The sequence below is a fragment of the Protofrankia sp. Cj3 genome, from assembly GCF_917627355.1.
GTDB lineage: Bacteria > Actinomycetota > Actinomycetes > Frankiales > Frankiaceae > Protofrankia.
On sequence record NZ_CAKJTR010000006.1, the window covers coordinates 36,272 to 54,466 of the forward strand.

Sequence of the window (18,195 nt, forward strand, 5' to 3'; positions counted from 1 at the left end):
AGGCGCCGGGCCGTCGACCGTGCCCTGGTGGCCTGGCTGAATCGCCTGGTGGAAGAGGCGTGGGACCGCGGCTGGCAGCCGGCGGACGTCATGCGGGCCGTCAGCAGGGAGGCGGGCGCGCGCCCGGCGCGGCTGACCGTCGACGCGATCGCCGGTCAGCTGCGCCGGTATGCCACGGCCACCGTGGACGAGCGCTGGGAGGCACAGCTCGCGGCTGCCGAGGCCACCGTCTGGTGGGCCGATGACGACGGCTGGCTCGATGCCTGGGGCGAGCGCGAAGGCCAGGACCGGGCCGCGGCGGTTGGCTGCGCCCTGACGGTTCTCGGGGTGCTCAGTGCCCTGCCGAGGCTCGCGCGCCTGTGCCCCCCGCCCGGGACCGCGCGGCGCGGGACCCTGCACCCTGACCAGGCGGCCGGCCGTACGGCCGACGCGCGCATGCTCGACCGGGTCCGCGCGCTGCTGGCCAAGGCCGAGTCGACTGGTTTCGCGGAGGAGGCCGAGGCGCTGACCGCGAAGGCCCAGGAGCTCATGGCTCGCCACAGCATCGATTACGCCCTGCTGGCGGCCGAGACCGGCTCGCGCGCCGAACCGACCGGCCGCCGGATCGGCGTTGACAATCCTTATGAGACTCCCAAGGCGCTGTTGTTGGACAAGGTGGCCAGCGCGAACCGTTGCCGGGCGGTGTGGACGAAGAATCTCGGTTTCACCACGGTGCTCGGTTACGACTCCGATCTCGACAGCGTGGAGTTGCTCTACACGTCGCTGTTGGTGCAGGCGACCACGGCGATGACACGGGAGGGCTCCCGGCAGGACCGTTACGGACGGTCGCGGACCCGTTCGTTCCGCCAGTCCTTCCTCACCTCCTTCGCTATCCGGATCGGCGAGCGGCTGCAGGTCGCGACCGACCGGGCGGGGGCGGAGGCGGCCGCCGAGACGGGCCGGGAGCGGCTGCTGCCTGTTCTGGCCGCGCGGGACGAGACCGTCAGGGAGGCGATCCGGACGATGTTCCCGGACCTTGTGTCACGGCCGGTGACAGCGAACGACCAGGAGGGCTGGCTGTCAGGCCGGGCCGCGGCCGAGGTCGCCTCCCTGGCCGCCCGCGCCGAGGTGAGCGACACCCGGCCCGGCTGACCACCCGACCGGCGTCGCCGGGGCTCCTGCCCTCTGATAGAGATGTGTTGTCAAATCGTGTAATCAGTAAGAGGATATCTTTGCTGGCTGGTGAACGGCTGTTCCCGGCGCGGGCCAGCGTGTCCTCTGGGGCCTGCGAGCGTGTGCGCGAAGCGGTGATCGCATGCCCGCCGGCCCTCTGGCATGAAGGAGCTGGTCTGGTGCGTCGCACCCTGTTCGAACCTGAGCACGAGGAGTTCCGCGGGCTCGCTCGGACTTTTTTTGAGAAGGAGTGCGTCCCGCACAGCAGCGAGTGGGAGCAGGCCGGGGTCGTCGACCGAGAGGTCTGGCGCAAGGCCGGCCGGGCGGGTCTGCTGCTGTGGTCGGTCCCGGAGGAGTTCGGCGGCGCCGGGGTTGAGGACTACCGGTACAGCGTGGTTCTCACGGAGGAGTTCTGGGCCACCGGCAGCGTCGGTTGCGGTTTCGGGCTGCAGAACGACGTGATGCCGCCCTACATCATCAAGCTGACCACCGACGAGCAGAAGGCACGCTGGCTGCCCGGCTCGGTGAGTGGGGACATCATCTGGGCGCTGGCGATGAGTGAGCCCGGCGCGGGCTCGGATCTCAGGTCGATCCGTACGACCGCGCGCCGTGACGGTGACAGCTATGTCGTGTCGGGCTCGAAGACTTTTATCACCAACGGGCTGCTGTGCGACAAGGCGGTGGTCGCGGTCAAGACCGACCCGGATGCCGGTCACCGGGGCATCAGCCTGCTCGTCGTCGACGCGGATGCGCCGGGCTTCAGCCGGGGCCGCAAGCTCGACAAGATCGGCCAGAAGGCGCAGGACACCGCTGAGCTGTTCTTCGACGAGGTGCGGGTGCCCGCGTCGAACCTGCTCGGGCAGGAGAACCGCGGCTTCTACCACCTGATGGAAAGCCTCGGGACGGAGCGGCTCGGCGCCGGGGTGAGCGCCGTCGCCATCATGAAGCGCGCGCTGGCGCTGACCGTGGAGCAGGTACGTACCCGCAAGGCGTTCGGGACGACGATCGGCTCGTTCCAGAACACGCGGTTCGAGCTGGCCGCGGTCAGGACCTTGTGCGATGTCGCGCAGGCCTACGTGGACACCGCTGTGCGCGCCCACCTCGACGGTGCGCTCAGCGCGGTCGACGCCGCCGGCCTCAAGCAGTGGACGACCGACACCCAGTGCGAGGTGGTCGACCGCTGCCTGCAGCTGTTCGGCGGCTACGGCTACATGAACGAGTACGAGATCGCCCGGCTGTGGCGGGACGGCAGGGTGCAGCGGATCTATGCCGGCTCCAACGAGGTCATGAAGGAGATCGTGGGCCGGTCACTCGATCTCGATGGAGACTGACGGGTAATGGCGACTGACCGGTATCGGGCGCCGGCCAGTGGGCGGCGGGCATGACGCTCACCACCGCCCACTGGCCGGCCGACACCGGCGTCGCGTTGTGCGAGATGCCGGTCGGTGACTGGTTGCGCCAGGTCGCCGACCGGCATCCGGACCGGCCCGCGTTACGCTGGCAAGATGATCTTGGTATTGCCACCGTGACCTACGCCGAGCTGGTGGATCGTGCCGCCGCCGTGGCGGCCGGCCTGCTCGGCGTGGTGGCACCGGGGGACCGGGTCGCCTTGTGGGCGCCCAACTGCCCCGACTGGGTCGTGGTGCAGTGCGCCGGCGCGCTCGCGGGCACCGTACTCGTACCGATCAACACATCGCTGCGGGACGAGGAGGTCAGCCACGAGTTGCGCCAGTCCGGCGCGCGGCTCATTATCGCGGCCGCTGAGCACCGAGGTTCCCCGTTACGGGAGCGTGCGCGGGCCCTCGCCGACGAGCTGCCCGGCCGGCCGGTGCGGGTCGTGGCGCTTGAGGAGCTGGCGCGTGCGTTGCCGCCGCGTCCGGGGCCGCTGCCCGCGGTCTCCCCGCTGGCGCCCTTCCTCATCCAGTACACCTCGGGGACGACAGGGCGGCCCAAGGGCGCTGTGCTGTCCCACTTCGCCGTGCTCAACACCGGCCGGATCGCCGGGCGCGTCTTCGCCGGTCCGCTGGTGTGGTGTTCCGGGCTGCCGCTGCACCATGTGGGCGGTTCGGTGTCCGGGGTGCTGATGACGTTCGCCTCGGCGGGGACGATGGTCCTGTCCCCGGGCTTCGAGCCGGCGCGCACCCTGTCGCTGATCGAGCGGGCGCGGGTCACGGCGCTCGGTGCCGTCCCGACGATGCTGTACGACCTGCTGGCCTACCCCGGCCTCGCCCGGTACGACATCAGCAGTCTCCAGGTCATCCAGACCGGTGGCACGACAGTGCCACCGGCACTGATCCGCCGTACCGAAGCCGTGCTCGGCTGCCGCGTCGTCATCTCCTACGGCCAGTCCGAGGCGCCGAACGCAACCGCCTGTCTTCCCTCGGACAGTGATCTGGTGAAGGCCGAGACGCTGGGGCGGGCGTTACCGCGGCGCGAGGTGCGGATCATCCGGCCGGGCACCGAGGGGACCACCGCGGACCTGGGCGAGCACGGTGAGCTGTGGATCCGCTCGCCGTTGAACATGAGCGGCTACCACGACGATCCCGAGGCCACCAGCCGGACGCTCGACGCCGAGGGCTGGCTGCACACCGGTGACCTGTGCGCCATGGACGCGGCCGGGATCCTGCGGATCCACGGACGCATCCGGGACGTCATCATCCGCGGCGGGGAGAACATCTACCCGCGTGAGGTCGAGGAAGCGCTGCTGGACCACCCCGGGGTGGTGGACGCGGCGGTGGTCGGCGCGCCCGACGAGCGCCTCGGCGAGGTTCCGGTCGCGTTCGTCGTGCCCGCTGCCGGCAGCGCCACCACCGCCGACGAGCTGGCCGCGTTCGCGCGGTCCCGGCTCGCCTACTTCAAGGTGCCGGTGGACTGGCATGTCGTCGACGACCTTCCCCGGACGGCATCGGGCAAGGTGCGCAAGTTCCTCCTGCGGGAGACGATCGCGCAGGAGTCACCGCGCGAGAGCTAGGGCGTGTCTGACGGATGGTGGTCGATCCATCGCCGCAGCCAGCCAGGCACGATCGCTGGGATCTTTCTGCCCGAGGCCTGCGCGGACGGTAGCGGTGGACGCATTGTGTGATCACACTTACTCTCGGTAGTGGGTCAGTCTGGACTGGAAACGTTGCCGTGAATGGGTCAGCGGCCCTGCCGGCCCCGGTCCCGGGGTTTCCCGGCCAGCTCGGCGGAGGGGGATCGCAACATGCACAGAACGCTGATTGTTGCCAAAATCGAACCCGGTTCCCAGCAGGATGTCGCGCGTATCTTCGCGGAGTCAGACACCACCGGTCTGCCGCGTGCGGCCGGTGTCGTCCACCGTTCCCTTTACTCCCTCGGAGATCTCTACATACATCTTCTGGAAACCGTCGACGACGGTCGCCGGACGGTTGAGAACGCACGTGGCCACGAGGAGTTCAAGCGTGTCAGCGACCGCCTGACGCAACATATTCGGCCGTATCTGAAGACATGGCGTTCGCCCGCGGACGCGATGGCCCACTGCTTTTACACCTTTGAGAGCACACCCCGGGGGGAGGCCGCGTGAAGAGCGCCACCGCCACGGCGACGGCCGCCGCCTGGACCCGTTGCGGATCCTGCGCGGCGCTCGTCTACGGCCGGCGGCTGGCCCGCAACCTGCTCGTGTGTCCCGAATGCGGTCACCACGACCGGCTCACAGCGCCGCAACGGGCCGATCAGCTTTTCGACACGGGCAGTTTCACGCCCTTGCTGGTCGAACCCGTTCCCTTTGACATCCTGGACTTCACCGATACCCGGCCCTACCGCCGGCGCTGGGAGGCCGCACGCCAGGAGACGGCATTGCCCGAAGCGGTGCTGTGCGGTAGGGCAGAAATCGGCGGCTACCCGCTCGTCGCGGCCGTCATGGATTTCCGTTTTCTGGGCGGCAGCCTCGGTTCGGCGGTCGGGGAAATGATTACCCTCGCGATCGAACATGCCGCGGACGAGGCGCTCGCGCTGCTCATCGTGGCGACCTCCGGCGGCGCTCGGATGCAGGAGGGGTGCCTGTCGCTGATGCAGATGGCGAAGACCGGCATTGCCGTCCAGCGGCACCGGGAACGGGGCCTGCTGTCCATCAGCCTGGTGACCGACCCCACCTACGGTGGGGTGGCGGCATCGTTTGCGACGAACACGGACGTGATCGTCGCTGAGTCCGGGAGCCGGATGGGTTTCGCCGGCCCCCGCGTCATCCGCCAGACCATCGGGCAGGAGCTTCCCGCCGAGTTCCAGAGCAGCGGGTTTCTCGCCAGCAAGGGGCAGGTCGACATCGTCGCCGACCGGGCGGACCTGCGGACATGCCTGAGCCGGCTGCTCGCTGCCGGGCATCGCGCGCGGGGGGCTGCCGGCCCGCCCGCTGGCCCGTCCGCCGGGGGAGCAGCGAGCGGGCCAGCGAGCGGGCCAGCGGGCGTGGTCATCACCGACCCGGAGCGGCTGGTCCAGCGGGATCCGTGGGAGACGGTACGGCTCGCCCGCGACATCGACCGCCCGACCGTGCGGGACTATCTCGCCCGTTCCTTCGACTCGTTCGTCGAGCTGCACGGAGACCGCCTGTACGGCGACTGCCGCGCGGTGGTCGCGGGCCTTGCGGAGATCGACGGACTCGCCGTGGCGGTCATCGGGACAGCGAAGGGACACTCGACCGCGGACCTCATCGCGCACAACTTCGGCATGCCGCAGCCCGAGGGCTACCGCAAGGCCATGCGCGTGATGTCGCTGGCGGCCCGCCTCGGCCTGCCCGTGGTGACCTTGATCGATACCCCTGGCGCCTACCCCGGCCGCGAGGCCGAGGAAAGAGGCCAGGCGTCCGCGATCGCGCACGCCATCCAGTGGATGTCGGCGCTCGCGACCCCGATCATCGCTGTGATCACTGGTGAGGGCGGTAGCGGCGGCGCACTCGCGCTGGCTGTCGCGGACCGTGTTCTGGTGGCGGAGAACGGTGTCTTTTCCGTCATCAGCCCGGAGGCCTGCTCGGCGATCCTGTGGAACGACGCCCAGGCGGCGGCTCAGGCGGCGCGTGCGCTCGGCCTGACCGCCCCGTCGTTGTTGCGCCTGGGCATCGTCGACGGGGTGGTGCCGGAGCCGCTCGGGGGAGCGCAGGCGGATCATGCCGGCGCCGCGGACCTGCTCCGGGCCGCGGTGGGAGAAACACTGCGGCCGCTGATGCCGGTACCGAGGGCCGAACTCGTCAACGCTCGGCGCGCGCGGTTCCGCCGGTTCGGCCAAGCGGCGGTGGCGGTCCCAGCCTCGGTCCCGGCGCCGCTGCCCCTGCCCGCGCCACGGGAAAAGGAGACGGCCGCATGAGAACGGGTAGCACGACCGATCAGCGCCAGCACGTTCTGGGCTGTCTGCACGAGCATGCCAGGCGGCTGGCCGATGAACTGCCGGCAGGCCTTGGCCGTATCCGGGTCTGCTCTGGCGATGTGGCCATCGAGGTCGAATGGTCGCGGGCCGCCCTCACGGCAGCTGTGCCGGCCCAGCTGGAACCGGCCGCCACACTCGTCTCGGTGCTCGGCCCCACCGGCCCCGCCGGCCCCGGCGAACTCGCGGACGCCGGGGCCGGGCATGTGGTCGCCGTCTCCGCGCCGATTGTCGGGACCTTCTATCACGCCCCCGAGCCGGGGGCCGAGCCCTATATCACCGTGGGGAAGGTCATCGAGGCTGGCGCGACCATCGGCATCGTCGAGGCAATGAAACTGCTGAACCCGGTGACCGCGGATACCGGCGGAACAGTGACCAGGATCTGCGTTGAGAACGGGGAATCGGTCGAATTCAGCCAGGTGCTCGTTGAGATCACGCCGCGCCAGTGACGGACCGACGGGCGCGGCACCATGGCAGCACCGTCTCGCTCGGCGGCGCCGGGGGCGCCTTTCCCTTTTCCCGCGGGGGTAATGGAGTTGTTCCAGAAAATTCTCATCGCGAACCGAGGCGAGATCGCGTTGCGGGTCGCCCGGGCATGCCGCGAGCTCGGCGTCCGGACAGTCGCCGTCTACTCGACCGCGGACGCCGATTCTGTCGTCCGGCGGTACGCCGATCAGGCGGTGTGTATCGGGCCACCGCCGCCACGGCGCAGCTACTGCAATGTCGCGGCCATCGTGGAAGCGGCCAGGATGACGGAGGCAGATGCCATTCATCCTGGCTATGGGTTCCTGTCTGAGGATCCGGATTTCGCCGAGATCTGCGCGGACAACGGTCTGGTCTTCATCGGCTCCCCACCGGAGGTGATGGCGTCGCTGGGCGACAAGAACGCGGCGCGTGGCCTGATGCGCCAGGCTGGGCTGCCCCTGCTCACCGGCAGCACGGATGTCGCCCGCAGCGCGGCGGACGTCCGCGACATCGCCGACGCCATCGGTTATCCCGTCATTATCAAGGCCGTTGCCGGCGGTGGCGGCCGCGGCATGACCGTTGTCTGGTCGGCCGCGGAGCTGGCTCGGGCCTACACCCGGACACGCGCCGCGGCGCGGGCCGTGTTCGGCGACGACCGGATCTACGTCGAACGCTTCCTGGAACGGGCACGCCACGTCGAAGTGCAGATACTCTGCGACGCGCACGGTGGGGGCATCCACCTCGGCACCCGTGACTGCTCGGTCCAGCGTCGTCACCAGAAGCTGGTCGAGGAGGCGCCGGCACCCGAACTCGATCCCGATCGGGTGGCCGAGATGTGCCAGGACGCCGTGCGCGGGGCGCTCTCGGTCGGTTTCACCGGTCTTGGCACGGTCGAGTTCCTGGTCGACGAGGACCAGAACCACTACTTCATAGAGATCAACAGCCGTATCCAGGTCGAGCACCCGGTGACCGAGATGGTGACGGGCTGTGATCTTGTCCACGAGCAGCTGTACGTGGCGAGCGGCACGCCGCTGCGGCTGCGCCAGGATGACGTCGCCCCGCGCGGCGTGGCGGTCGAGTGCCGGGTCAACACCGAGGACCCCGACCGCGGGTTCGCGCCCGCTCCGGGGCTGCTCGAGCGGTTCACCCCGCCGGCCGGCCCGTTCGTCCGGGTCGATACCCACGGTTTCCCCGGCTATCGGGTCAGCCCGCACTACGACTCGTTGCTGGCCAAGGTGTCGGTCTGGGCGCCCAGCCGGGCCGAGGCGCTGAGCCGGGCCGAACGCGCCCTGGGTGAGTTCGACGTCGCCGGCCCCGGCGTGGCCACCACCATCCCCTTCATCAAACGGGTGCTGACCGACACCGAGTTCCGGAAGGGGCTGTACTCGACCGGCCTGGTCGACCGCATGGTCACGGACTAGGGCGTGGCTGAGGGTGACTGCCCGCGCCGCCTCGCGATGCACGCGCTCAGCCCCGCTCCTTGATCCACACCCCTGTTGCCGGGCGCTTCGAGGGGCTCCGGCGGTAGGGCGTTCGATCAGGGCGCGGCGTCCGGGTGGATGGATCGCGAGCCGGACAGCCCTGTTGTCGGAGCCTCTTACTGAAAAGGATACGATGATGAGCGCGGAAACCACCGGAAATACTCGGGTAGTCGTGACACCCGCACAGATAGCGGAGATTCTCGTCACGAAGGCCGGTATGGATCCGGCTATTTTCTCCGGGAATCCAGACAGCTCTCTTCAGAATCTTGAGATCGACTCCTTGGCTGTACTCGAACTACAGGCTGTGATCGTTGAGAGGTTTGGGGTAGAGATTCCCGACGAGGCCATCACCATGACGCTCGGAGAAATCGCCGCCGTTGTCAACGAATGCTTTGAGGAGGTCTCCTGAAAATGTCTGGACATACCCAGAACTCAGTGTTCATAGCCGCGCCATTCGATGTTGTCTGGAGCGCCACCAACGATGTCGAGAAATGGCCTGGCCTCTTTACGGAGTATGCCTCGGCCGAGATTCTGGAGCGGCGGGGAAACACGGTGCGTTTCCGGCTGACCATGCATCCGGACACGGACGGGCAGGTCTGGTCATGGGTGAGCGAGCGGACGGCCGACCGCGACCGTCGGGAGGTGCGCGCGCACCGCGTCGAGCCGGGCCCCTTCCGGTACATGAACATCTACTGGACGTATGAGGAGGCCGACGGCGGTGTGCGGATGCTGTGGGTACAGGACTTCGCCATGCGCCCGGACGCTCCGGTTGACGACGAGGCGATGACCGCCCGAATCAACATCAATTCGCTGATCCAGCTGGAGGTCATCCGGGACAAGGTCGAACAGCTGGCGGCCGGTGGGGCCGACGTGGCCGGGGCTGGCGTGGCCGGCACGGCCCGCGACATCCGCGCATGACGAGCGAGAAGGGATCGAGAGGCATGGCCGTCACATCCCACTGTGGGCATGTTGCCGCTCGTGACGTGCCGGCGGACCGGCGCCGCGGCGGAGAGCTGCGCGTGCTGCTCGGCCCGCGGACCGTCGGCAGCACGTCCGGCTTCATGGGCGTGGCCACTTTGTTGCCCGGTGAGAGGATCACCGAGCATTACCATCCATACAGTGAGGAATTCCTGTGCGTCACGCATGGTGCGATTACCGTGGACTGCGATGACGAGCCCGTGGTCATCGCGTCCGGCGAGGGGCTCTACATCCCGGTCGGGATGCGGCACCGGCTGCGCAACACCGGGACCGAACAGGCCTCGGTGGTCTTTCACCTCGGTCCGCTCGCCCCCCGCCCCGAACTCGGGCACGTGGACACCGAGAGCCCGGCCGCCGAGGGCCCGGCCGCCGAGAGCCCCGCTACCGAGAGCCCCGCTACCGGCAGCCCGGTAACAGACCCGGTGGCTTTGTGATGGTCGCCTCCCGGCGCGTGGCCGTGACCGGGGTGGGTGTGGTGGCACCGGGCGGGGTGACCCGGCCGGCATTCTGGTCGACGGTCACCGAAGGGCGTACCGCCACCCGCCGCATCACCTTCTTCGACCCGTCGCCGTTCCGCTCCCGGGTCGCGGCCGAGTGCGATTTTGATCCGGTGGCGGCCGGCCTGTCCGCCCGGCATACGCGGCGATCCGACCGGTACATCCAGTTCGCCCTCGCCGCCGCGGCGGAGGCGGTCGCCGACAGCGGGATCGTCTTCGACGAGGACACCGCGAACGCGGCCGGCGTCGCGATGGGTACGGCGGTCGGCGGTACCACGGCGTTGGAAACCGAGTACGTCGTGGCCAGCGACAGCGGCCGGGAATGGCTGGTCGATCCCGACCATGCCGCTCCGTTCCTGTATCAGGCTCTGCTGCCGAGCAGTCTCGCGGCCGACGTGGCGGCCTGGTTCCAGACACACGGCCCCGCGCAGGTCGTCTCGACCGGCTGCACCTCCGGGATCGACGCCATCGGTTACGGCTACCAGCTCGTCATGGACGCGGAGGTGGATGTCATGATTGTCGGCGCTTCGGATTCCCCGATCTCGCCGGTCACGCTGGCGTCGTTCGACGCGATCAAAGCGACGTCGCCGGACGACTCCGACCCCGCGCATGCCTCCCGGCCCTTCGACCGGGACAGACAGGGCTTCATCCTGGGCGAGGGCGCCGCCGTCCTCGTCCTGGAGGAGATGGGACACGCGCTGCGCCGGGGAGCCCGCGTCTACTGTGAGGTCGCCGGGTTCGCCACCCGGGGAAACGCCTTCCACATGACCGGCCTGCGGCCTGACGGCGCGGAGATGGCGGTCGCCATCGGTGACGCGCTGGCCCAGGGACGGCTGGCGCCGACGGATGTCTCCTACATCAACGCTCATGGTTCGGGCACCAAGCAGAATGACCGCCACGAGACAGCCGCCTTCAAACGCGCCCTCGGCGAGCACGCCTACCGGATACCGATCAGTTCGATCAAGTCCATGGTTGGCCATTCGCTCGGCGCGATCGGCGCCATCGAGATGGCCGCCTGCGCGCTGGCGATCGAGCACGGGGTGGTGCCGCCCACGGCGAACTGGGCGAACCGCGATCCCGAATGCGATCTCGACTACACGCCGAACACAGCGCGGGAGCAACAGGTCGACGTGGCGCTGTCGGTCGGCAGCGGTTTCGGTGGATTCCAGTCGGCCATGGTCTTCGCCCGGCCGCGGGAGGCCGGGCGATGACGCGCCAGGCGGCCGCGCCGCGCGCGGTCGTGACCGGCATCGGGATCGTCTGCGCGAGCGGCGTCGGCGCGGACACCTACTGGAAGACGGCGCTGTCCGGCGAGAGCCGGATTGAACGGATCTCCCAGTTCGACCCGTCCCGGTACGCAACCACCCTTGCCGGGGAGATCGACGGCTTCCAGGCCGCTGACCACATGCCCAGCCGGTTCGTGGTGCAGACCGACCGGTGGACCCAGCTGGCGTTCTGCGCGGCGGGCCAGGCGCTCGCCGACGCCGAGATCGATCCGGCGGCCCTCGATCCGTACGAGATGTCGGTGGCACTCGCGAGCGGTTCCGGCGGGAATGTCTTTGGCCAGCGTGAGCTCCAGCGGCTGTGGAGCTCACCGTCGCGCACGGTCGGCGCCTACCAGTCGATCGCCTGGTTCTACGCGGCCACGGTTGGCCAGTTGTCGATCATGTATGGCATGAAGGGGCCGTCGGCGGTGCTGGTTGCCGAGAGCGCCGGCGGTCTGGACAGCCTCGCCCATGCCGCGCGGCTGGTCCGCCGCGGCACCCCGGTGGTGCTCGCGGGCGGGACCGAGGCCCCGCTGTCCCCGTATGCGCTCACCTGCCAGCAGCACAACCACGCGATGACCGCCCGGACCGACCCGGCGCGGGCGTACTGCCCGTTCGACGTGGACGCGGATGGTTACGTGCCCGGGGAGGGGGGCGCGGTGCTCGTCGTCGAGGACCTCGGCCACGCACTGGCCCGCGGCGCGCCCGTCATCTACGGGGAGATCGCCGGTGCCGCCGCCACGTTCGACGGGCGGCCCTGGCGGCCCTGGCGGCGGGGAGCCGAGGGGGACGTGGAGCAGTACGCGCGTGCCATGACCATGGCATTGCGGCGGGCCGGCGTACGTCCGGGTGAGGTTGACGTCGTCTTCCCCGACGCGCTTGGCCTGCCCGCCGCGGACCGGGACGAATGCGCCGCCATGCGGGCGGCATACGGCTCGGCGTCACCAGCCGTCACCACGCAGAAACCTCTGGTCGGACGGCTTTACCAGGGTGGGGCCGCGCTGGACGCGGCGACCGCGCTGCTGGCCATGCGTCACGATCTTCTTCCGCCCACCGCGGGTACCCGCCGGCCGGCGCGGGGATGCCGGCTCCACTTCGTGTCCGAGGTGACCCCCACACCGGTGTTCACCGCGATGGTCAACGCCCGTGGACTGGACGGATTCAACACCTCCCTCGTGCTGCGCCGGTGCCCGGAGATCGACCTGAACGCGGTCCCGGCCGCTGGCACACGCCCGCGGCCCCAGCCGGAAAAGAAAGGGGACAACCAGCGATGACCAGCCCCGAGACGGCCGGCGGCGGCGCCGGGAGCGACACGGTACGGACGCTGCTGCGGATGCGCGCCACTGCCGGCCGTGAACACGAGTTCGAAAACGCCTGGCGGAAGGCGGCCGAGGTCATCAGCACGGTGCCCGGTAACATCCGCCAGGACCTCATGCGCGACCCGGATCTTCCTCGTGAATATGTGATCGTCGCGGATTGGGAGAGCCGGGCGGCGCTTGACGCCTTCGGGCGCAGCCCGCGCCGGGACCATCTCACCACGGCCCTGCGGGACCTGCGCGATGATGCGGACCGCCATACCTACCAGATCCTGCAGACCCTGGCCGGACGGGAACCGGCGGTGCGTGTGCTGGTCACCACAACCGTGCCCGCGGGTGAGGAGGCAGTCTTCGAACAGGCCTTCCTCGACGTGGCGGCGGCGATGCGCGGTGTTCCCGGCCACCTCCGGGAAGAGCTTCTGCACGAGCCCGGAACGCCCACATACCACCTGCTCGCCGAATGGACGTCGAAGGCCGCGTTCCTCGACTGGGTACAGGATCCGCGTCATACCGATCGGACCAGGGAGCTCCTTCCCTACCTCAACCGCGGGTTCTCCCGCCGTGTCTTCACGATCGCGGCCCGGCCACCGGAGCCGGCAGCGGGCCCGGCACCGGATCCGGCCACGGCCGCCTCTCCGCTCACCGTTATCGGCGCCGGTAACGCGGCCGGTAACGCGGCCGGTAACGCGGCCGCGCCGACGGCGCCGGGCAGGCGGCGGGAGCCGCGCGCGACAACCGACGTGCTGGTGGTCGGCGCGGGACCGACCGGGCTGACCCTGGCCATCGAGCTGGCCCGCCGCGGGGTCGCGTGCCGGCTGGTGGACAGCAACGCCAAGCCGCCGGGCCGGGCGGACAAGGCCATCGGGGTGCACTGCCGGACCATGGAGATCTGGGAGGACATGGGCCTCGCCCGCGCGGCCATCGATACCGGCATCTGGTTCAACGGCCAGATCGTCATCGTGAACGGACGCCAGACGCACCGGGTCGAATGGAATCATCCGGAGCTGCCATACGCCCACCTCGGACTGCCCCAGTACGAGACGGAACGGCTCCTCGTCGACCGCCTGAGTACCTTGGGCGGTTCGATTGAGCGGGGCCTGGAACTACACACCGTCACCCAGGACAGCGCGAACGTGGTCGCTCACCTGTCCACCGCCGACGGAGCGCGGGAAACGGTGCATGCCAAGTACATCGTCGGTTGCGACGGCGCGCACAGCGTCGTCCGCCGGGAGCTGGGGCTGTCCTTCAACGCCGGGGCCGGGCGGTTCCCGCAGCTGTTCATGCTCGCCGACCTCGACGTCGACTGGGCGATGCCCGAGGGGTACCTGCTGCGTTTCATGCACATGACCGACGGTGAGCTCGACGGGATGCTGGTGTGCGTCCCGCTGCGGGGCACGGGCCGCTACCGGATGGCGACCATGGCGCCGCCGCGCGTCATGGCGGAGGCGGCCCGCACCGAGGTGCCGCCCGGCTTCACCAAGGAGTACGAACCGCCGACACTGGCCGATTTCCAGGTCGCGCTCGACCGGCTCGCCCCGGCTGGCACCACCGGCCGCAACCTCCGCTGGTCGTCGATCTTCCGGATCAGCCACGGGATCGTCGACCGGTACCGGGTCGGCCGGGCCTTCGTCGCGGGCGACGCCGCGCATCTGCACCCGCCCGCGGGCGGCCAGGGCATGAACACCGGGATCCAGGACGCCTACAACCTCGGCTGGAAGCTCGCGCTCGCGGTGAACGGGCGCGCCGGGGCCGGGCTGCTCGACAGCTACGAGGCCGAGCGCCGCCCGGCCGGACAGGCGGTCATGGACCGCGCCGTCCGGGTGGCGTTCACCGACGAGATGGACAACGCCGACGAAAAGGCACAGTTCCTCGACGAGATGCAGCTGACCCTGACCTATCGGGGCACCCCCGGGGTCGGCGAGGCGCTCGGCTGGGATGCGCCCGACCGGGGACCGGCCGCCGGGGATCGCGCGCCCGACGTACACGGCCTGACCCGCCGCGGTGTCGGGCACCCCATGCGCCTGTTCGAACTGACCCACGGGATCTCGCACACCCTGCTGATCTATACCGACGCCAGTACGACCGAGGAGGACCTGCGCGGCTACGAGAAGACGGCTGGCGCGATCCAGCACCGGTTTCCCGAGCTGGTCACCATCTACCTGGTCCGGGACCCCGACGCCCCACGGCCGCCAGCGGTGGGCCTGCCCGTCGTGTACGACACCGGCCGACAGTGGCGCGCCGCCTACGCCGCCGCCGGACCATGTGCTTACCTGATCCGTCCGGACGGGCACGTGGGCTTCCGGACCAGGCCGGTCCTTGCCGGCGCCCTCGAGGACCATCTGCGTGCCGTGTTCGGCGATGGCCGGCAGTCCCGGGAGTGATCCCGGGTGTCCCGGGCGTCGACGGGGCGCAAGAAACATGATCGTGTCGTCGTTGGCCTGGAGCCCGGCCCTGGGCAACGGGAGATGCGACAGGGGAGGGAGCTGGCATGGAACGTGGGAAAGGCCGTCACCGACGGCTGCGGGTCGCGGTGTGCGGGGCCGGCGCGGCGGGGATGACCAGCGCGCTCGCCCTTGCGCGCCAGGGGCATGCGGTCACCCTCTTCGAACGGGACGCGGCCGCTCGGCCGGCGCAGGTCGGTGCGGCTGCCGGCTGGCGACGGACCGGGGCCGCGCAGCTGCACCAGCCGCACGCTTTTCTCGCCCGTGGCTGCGCCGAGCTGCTTGCGGGGCTGCCCGACGTGGTGGCGGCGCTGCACGCGGCCGGTGCGCTGGAGGCCGCGCTGCCACACGGGCTGACCTCCTTCCTGTGCCGGCGCAGCACGGTGGAGTGGGTGCTGCGCCGGCTGGTCGAGGCCGAGCCCGGCATCAGCGTCCAGCTTGAGGCCGTGCGGCGGGTCGAGGCGCACAGGGGGAGCGTCGACGTGGTACGCCTGGGTGACGGCAGCGCGCATCCAGCGGATCTCGTGGTCGACTGCGGTGGCCGGCGCGGCGCTCTCACGACGGAGATGCTCGCTGAAGAGGTCTTCGACGAGCCGGCCAACGAGACGTACCGGTCACGCCGCTACCGGCTGCGGCCAGGATGCCAGTTCGCCGCGGTCAACCGCGGGGTGATCGGGGTCGAGGAGGGCGACGGCTACTCGTTCCTGGTCTTCCCGCACGACGCGGGGACGTTCACCGTCACGTTCGTGCACCTGCCTGAGGACAAGGCGCTGGCGGGTCTGCGGGCGGTGCCCGCCTTCGAGGCGGCCGCGCGCATGGTTCCGCTCGGCGCGGCCTGGACCGACCCCGCGTTCGCCGAACCGATCTCGGATGTCATGGTCATGAACGGCCTGCGCAACGTGTTCCGTCCGCCGGGCCCGGCCAGGCCGCTGGGCCTGCACGCGATCGGCGACGTCGTGTGCACCACCAACCCGCATTTCGGTCGAGGTATCTCGCTGGCTGTGGCGCACGCTCTCACGCTCGCCCGCGCGGTCGCCGAGGATCCGGCCGACCCCGAACTGTGGCGTGACCGGGTCGACGCCTGGGTCCACGGTGAACTGTGGTCGTGGTTCGATGACGCCCGGTCGCTGGACCGGTCGCGTACCGTGCTCTGGCGGGCAGCTATGGCCGAGACCGACCCGGCCGCTGCCACCGCTGGGGCCATTCCGGCGATGAGCCCCCCGAGCCCGGCCGCCGTGCCGCGGCTCATGGTGCTTGCCGCGGCCGGCGTCGATCCGGTGGTGGCGCGGGCGGTGTTCCGCCACATGCATCTGGCCGCCGCGCCGGAGGAGCTCAACGCGGTGCAACCGCGGGTGTCCGAGCTACTTGCCGCGGGCTGGCGCCCGCGGCGGCCGGCCGGTCTGCCGACCAGGCAGGAGATCGTCGAGGTCGTTCGCGCGGTCAGGGCGCCGGCCATGTGACCGGGGGCGGGCCGCCCGCGGGCAGGGCGATCGCGGTGATGATCAGTCCGTTGCGGGCCAGCCAGCGGCCCGCGAACTCGGTCAGTTCATGACCGGCGAGGATCGGGCCGGCCACCAGCAGCCGAGCGTGGAAGGTACCGGTGGGTTCGGCGGTGATGAGCGCGTCGTCAAAGCCAAGCCAGCGTCTGGCCAGTGGGAACCATGCTTTGTACACCGACTCCTTGGCGCTGAACAGCAGCCGGTCCCAGCACACCTCGGGGTGACGTGATGTTCGCTGGTCGAGCCAGGAACGCTCCTCGGCCAGCGCGACCTGGTCGAGGACGCCCGGCGGCACACCCTCGTTGGGTTCGGCATCGATACCGATCGTGACGATATCGGCGGACCGGGACACGGCGGCCGCCCGGTATCCAGCACAGTGCGTGATACTGCCGACGACTCCGGCGGGCCATCGCGGCTCGCGCCGGGGACCGGGCAGGATCGGTGCCGGCGGCAGGCCGAGCCTGGCGAGCGCACGGTGGGCGCATACCCGGGCGGTGGTGAACTCCCGGCGCCGTTTGTCCACGGACCGCGCGAGGGTCGCCTCCTCCTCGGCGAACAGCACGGCGTGCGGGTCGTCGGTGAACGCCTCGACCGCGACCGCGCTGGCGGGCAGCAGCGTCTCAAGCAGGGCGGTCTCACGCATGCGGATCCGATGCATGCCGCTTCGGGACGCTCCAAGCCGAGGCGTACTGGTCCGGCGCCGGCAGAATCTGGCGCGGGACATTGCGCGGCATGTTCCACCGGCTCCATTCCCGCGGGTAACCGACCGAAACCTCCTCGAACCGGACGCCGTCATACCAGGTTGTCCGCGGGATATGAAGATGGCCGTAGACGACGGCTGTGGCCCGGAAGCGCAGGTGCCAGTCGGCGGTGCTCTCGGTGCCGCACCACTGCGCGAACTCGGGGTAGCGCAGCACATCTGTCGGGCCGCGTACCAGCGGGAAGTGGTTCACCAGCACGGTCGGCAGGCTCCGCTCGCGGGCGGCGAGCCGGTCGCGGGTGTGCGCGACCCGAAACCGTGACCATGCGTCCACGCCCGGGTATGGGTCGGGATCCAGCAGGAACTCGTCCGAGCACATCACGCCGGACTCGCGGGCCACGGCGAGCCCTTCCTGCTTGGTGCGGGTGCCCGCCGGGCGAAACGTGTAGTCGTAGAGCAGGAACAGCGGTGCGACGGTCACGGGGCCGCCGGCGCCTGTCCAGACGGGGTAGGGGTCCTCCGGGGTCAGCACACCAAGGCCGCGGCACATCTCCACCAGGTACTGGTAACGCCGTTCGCCGGTCAACCGCACCGGGTCTTTTCGCGGCGTCCACAGCTCGTGGTTACCGGGAACCCAGATCACTGTGGTGAACCGGCTGCTCAGCAGCGTCAGCGCCCACTCGATGTCCGCGGCGACCTCACCGATGTCACCAGCGACGATCAACCAGTCCGCGGCCGACTCCGGCCGGAGCTCCTCGACGATCTGGCGGTTCTCGGTATAGGCGACATGCAAATCACTGATGGCCAGTAATTTCCCAGCCGCGGCCCGGGATGCGGTCACCGGTCCGACTTTACTATTTTAGCGCCGTTCAGGCGTTGACCGCCACCGGGCCGGCTGGTCTGCGTGGCCACGGGGAAGCGAGGGACGGACGCTCCCGCTCCACACCCACCCAGTCTACAGCGAGCGATATATGCGGCAGTACATCCTTGCCTTCGAGAAAGTGGCGGCTGCTTTCTACACGAAGACCCCG

General features: G+C 70.0%; 16 protein-coding genes. 14 read left to right on the forward strand and 2 right to left on the reverse strand.

Annotated features, from left to right (window positions below; genetic code table 11):
* From MJ783_RS01660 to MJ783_RS01725, 14 genes are all read left to right on the forward strand, one after another.
* The coding region (locus MJ783_RS01660; protein ID WP_239308113.1) for a DUF2786 domain-containing protein at positions 1-1,131 on the forward strand (1,131 nt) is incomplete at its 5' end.
* A 200-nt stretch (positions 1,132-1,331) separates the two neighbouring features.
* Positions 1,332-2,483: an acyl-CoA dehydrogenase family protein gene (locus MJ783_RS01665; protein ID WP_239308114.1), complete on the forward strand. Its 1,152-nt coding sequence runs from the start codon at positions 1,332-1,334 to the stop codon at positions 2,481-2,483.
* 50 nt (positions 2,484-2,533) lie between these two features.
* On the forward strand, positions 2,534-4,123 hold the full coding sequence (locus MJ783_RS01670; protein ID WP_239308115.1) for a class I adenylate-forming enzyme family protein: 1,590 nt from the start codon (positions 2,534-2,536) through the stop codon (positions 4,121-4,123).
* Between the two features lie 231 nt (positions 4,124-4,354).
* Positions 4,355-4,693 (forward strand): TcmI family type II polyketide cyclase, encoded by a 339-nt coding sequence (locus tag MJ783_RS01675; RefSeq protein ID WP_239308116.1) that lies wholly within the window; start codon positions 4,355-4,357, stop codon positions 4,691-4,693.
* Positions 4,690-6,465 (forward strand): acetyl-CoA carboxylase carboxyltransferase subunit alpha/beta, encoded by a 1,776-nt coding sequence (gene accA, locus MJ783_RS01680; RefSeq protein WP_239308117.1) that lies wholly within the window; start codon positions 4,690-4,692, stop codon positions 6,463-6,465. The genes MJ783_RS01675 and accA overlap by 4 nt, the downstream gene beginning before the upstream one ends.
* On the forward strand, positions 6,462-6,971 hold the full coding sequence (locus MJ783_RS01685; protein WP_239308118.1) for a biotin/lipoyl-containing protein: 510 nt from the start codon (positions 6,462-6,464) through the stop codon (positions 6,969-6,971). Before accA ends, MJ783_RS01685 begins: the two co-directional genes overlap by 4 nt.
* Before the next feature lie 87 nt (positions 6,972-7,058).
* Entirely contained in the window at positions 7,059-8,408 is a 1,350-nt protein-coding gene (locus MJ783_RS01690) for an acetyl/propionyl/methylcrotonyl-CoA carboxylase subunit alpha (RefSeq protein ID WP_239308129.1), read from the forward strand.
* Positions 8,409-8,604: 196 nt separating this feature from the next.
* The gene (locus MJ783_RS01695) at positions 8,605-8,877 is read left to right on the forward strand and encodes an acyl carrier protein (RefSeq protein ID WP_239308119.1); all 273 of its coding nucleotides are present in this window, start codon (positions 8,605-8,607) and stop codon (positions 8,875-8,877) included.
* A gap of 2 nt (positions 8,878-8,879) precedes the next feature.
* Positions 8,880-9,386, forward strand: a complete 507-nt coding sequence (locus MJ783_RS01700; RefSeq protein WP_239308120.1) for an SRPBCC family protein — start codon at positions 8,880-8,882, stop codon at positions 9,384-9,386.
* A gap of 23 nt (positions 9,387-9,409) precedes the next feature.
* Positions 9,410-9,880, forward strand: a complete 471-nt coding sequence (locus tag MJ783_RS01705) for a cupin domain-containing protein (protein WP_239308121.1) — start codon at positions 9,410-9,412, stop codon at positions 9,878-9,880.
* Complete coding sequence (locus MJ783_RS01710; RefSeq protein ID WP_239308130.1) at positions 9,880-11,154, forward strand: beta-ketoacyl synthase; 1,275 nt, start codon at positions 9,880-9,882, stop codon at positions 11,152-11,154. The genes MJ783_RS01705 and MJ783_RS01710 overlap by 1 nt, the downstream gene beginning before the upstream one ends.
* A complete protein-coding gene (locus tag MJ783_RS01715) occupies positions 11,151-12,482 on the forward strand; it encodes a beta-ketoacyl synthase N-terminal-like domain-containing protein (RefSeq protein WP_239308122.1) in 1,332 nt (443 codons plus the stop codon). Before MJ783_RS01710 ends, MJ783_RS01715 begins: the two co-directional genes overlap by 4 nt.
* Positions 12,479-14,905: an FAD-dependent monooxygenase gene (locus MJ783_RS01720; RefSeq protein WP_239308123.1), complete on the forward strand. Its 2,427-nt coding sequence runs from the start codon at positions 12,479-12,481 to the stop codon at positions 14,903-14,905. Before MJ783_RS01715 ends, MJ783_RS01720 begins: the two co-directional genes overlap by 4 nt.
* 107 nt (positions 14,906-15,012) lie before the next feature.
* Positions 15,013-16,425 (forward strand): FAD-dependent oxidoreductase, encoded by a 1,413-nt coding sequence (locus MJ783_RS01725; RefSeq protein ID WP_239308124.1) that lies wholly within the window; start codon positions 15,013-15,015, stop codon positions 16,423-16,425.
* Here MJ783_RS01725 and MJ783_RS01730 read toward each other — a convergent pair.
* Together MJ783_RS01730 and MJ783_RS01735 are read right to left on the reverse strand one after the other, a co-directional pair.
* Positions 16,406-17,107, reverse strand: coding sequence for a 4'-phosphopantetheinyl transferase (locus MJ783_RS01730; protein ID WP_239308125.1), 702 nt, complete (start codon positions 17,105-17,107; stop codon positions 16,406-16,408). The genes MJ783_RS01725 and MJ783_RS01730 overlap by 20 nt on opposite strands.
* The gene (locus MJ783_RS01735; protein WP_239308126.1) at positions 17,100-18,005 is read right to left on the reverse strand and encodes a metallophosphoesterase; all 906 of its coding nucleotides are present in this window, start codon (positions 18,003-18,005) and stop codon (positions 17,100-17,102) included. Before MJ783_RS01735 ends, MJ783_RS01730 begins: the two co-directional genes overlap by 8 nt.
* Positions 18,006-18,195: the final 190 nt, after the last annotated feature.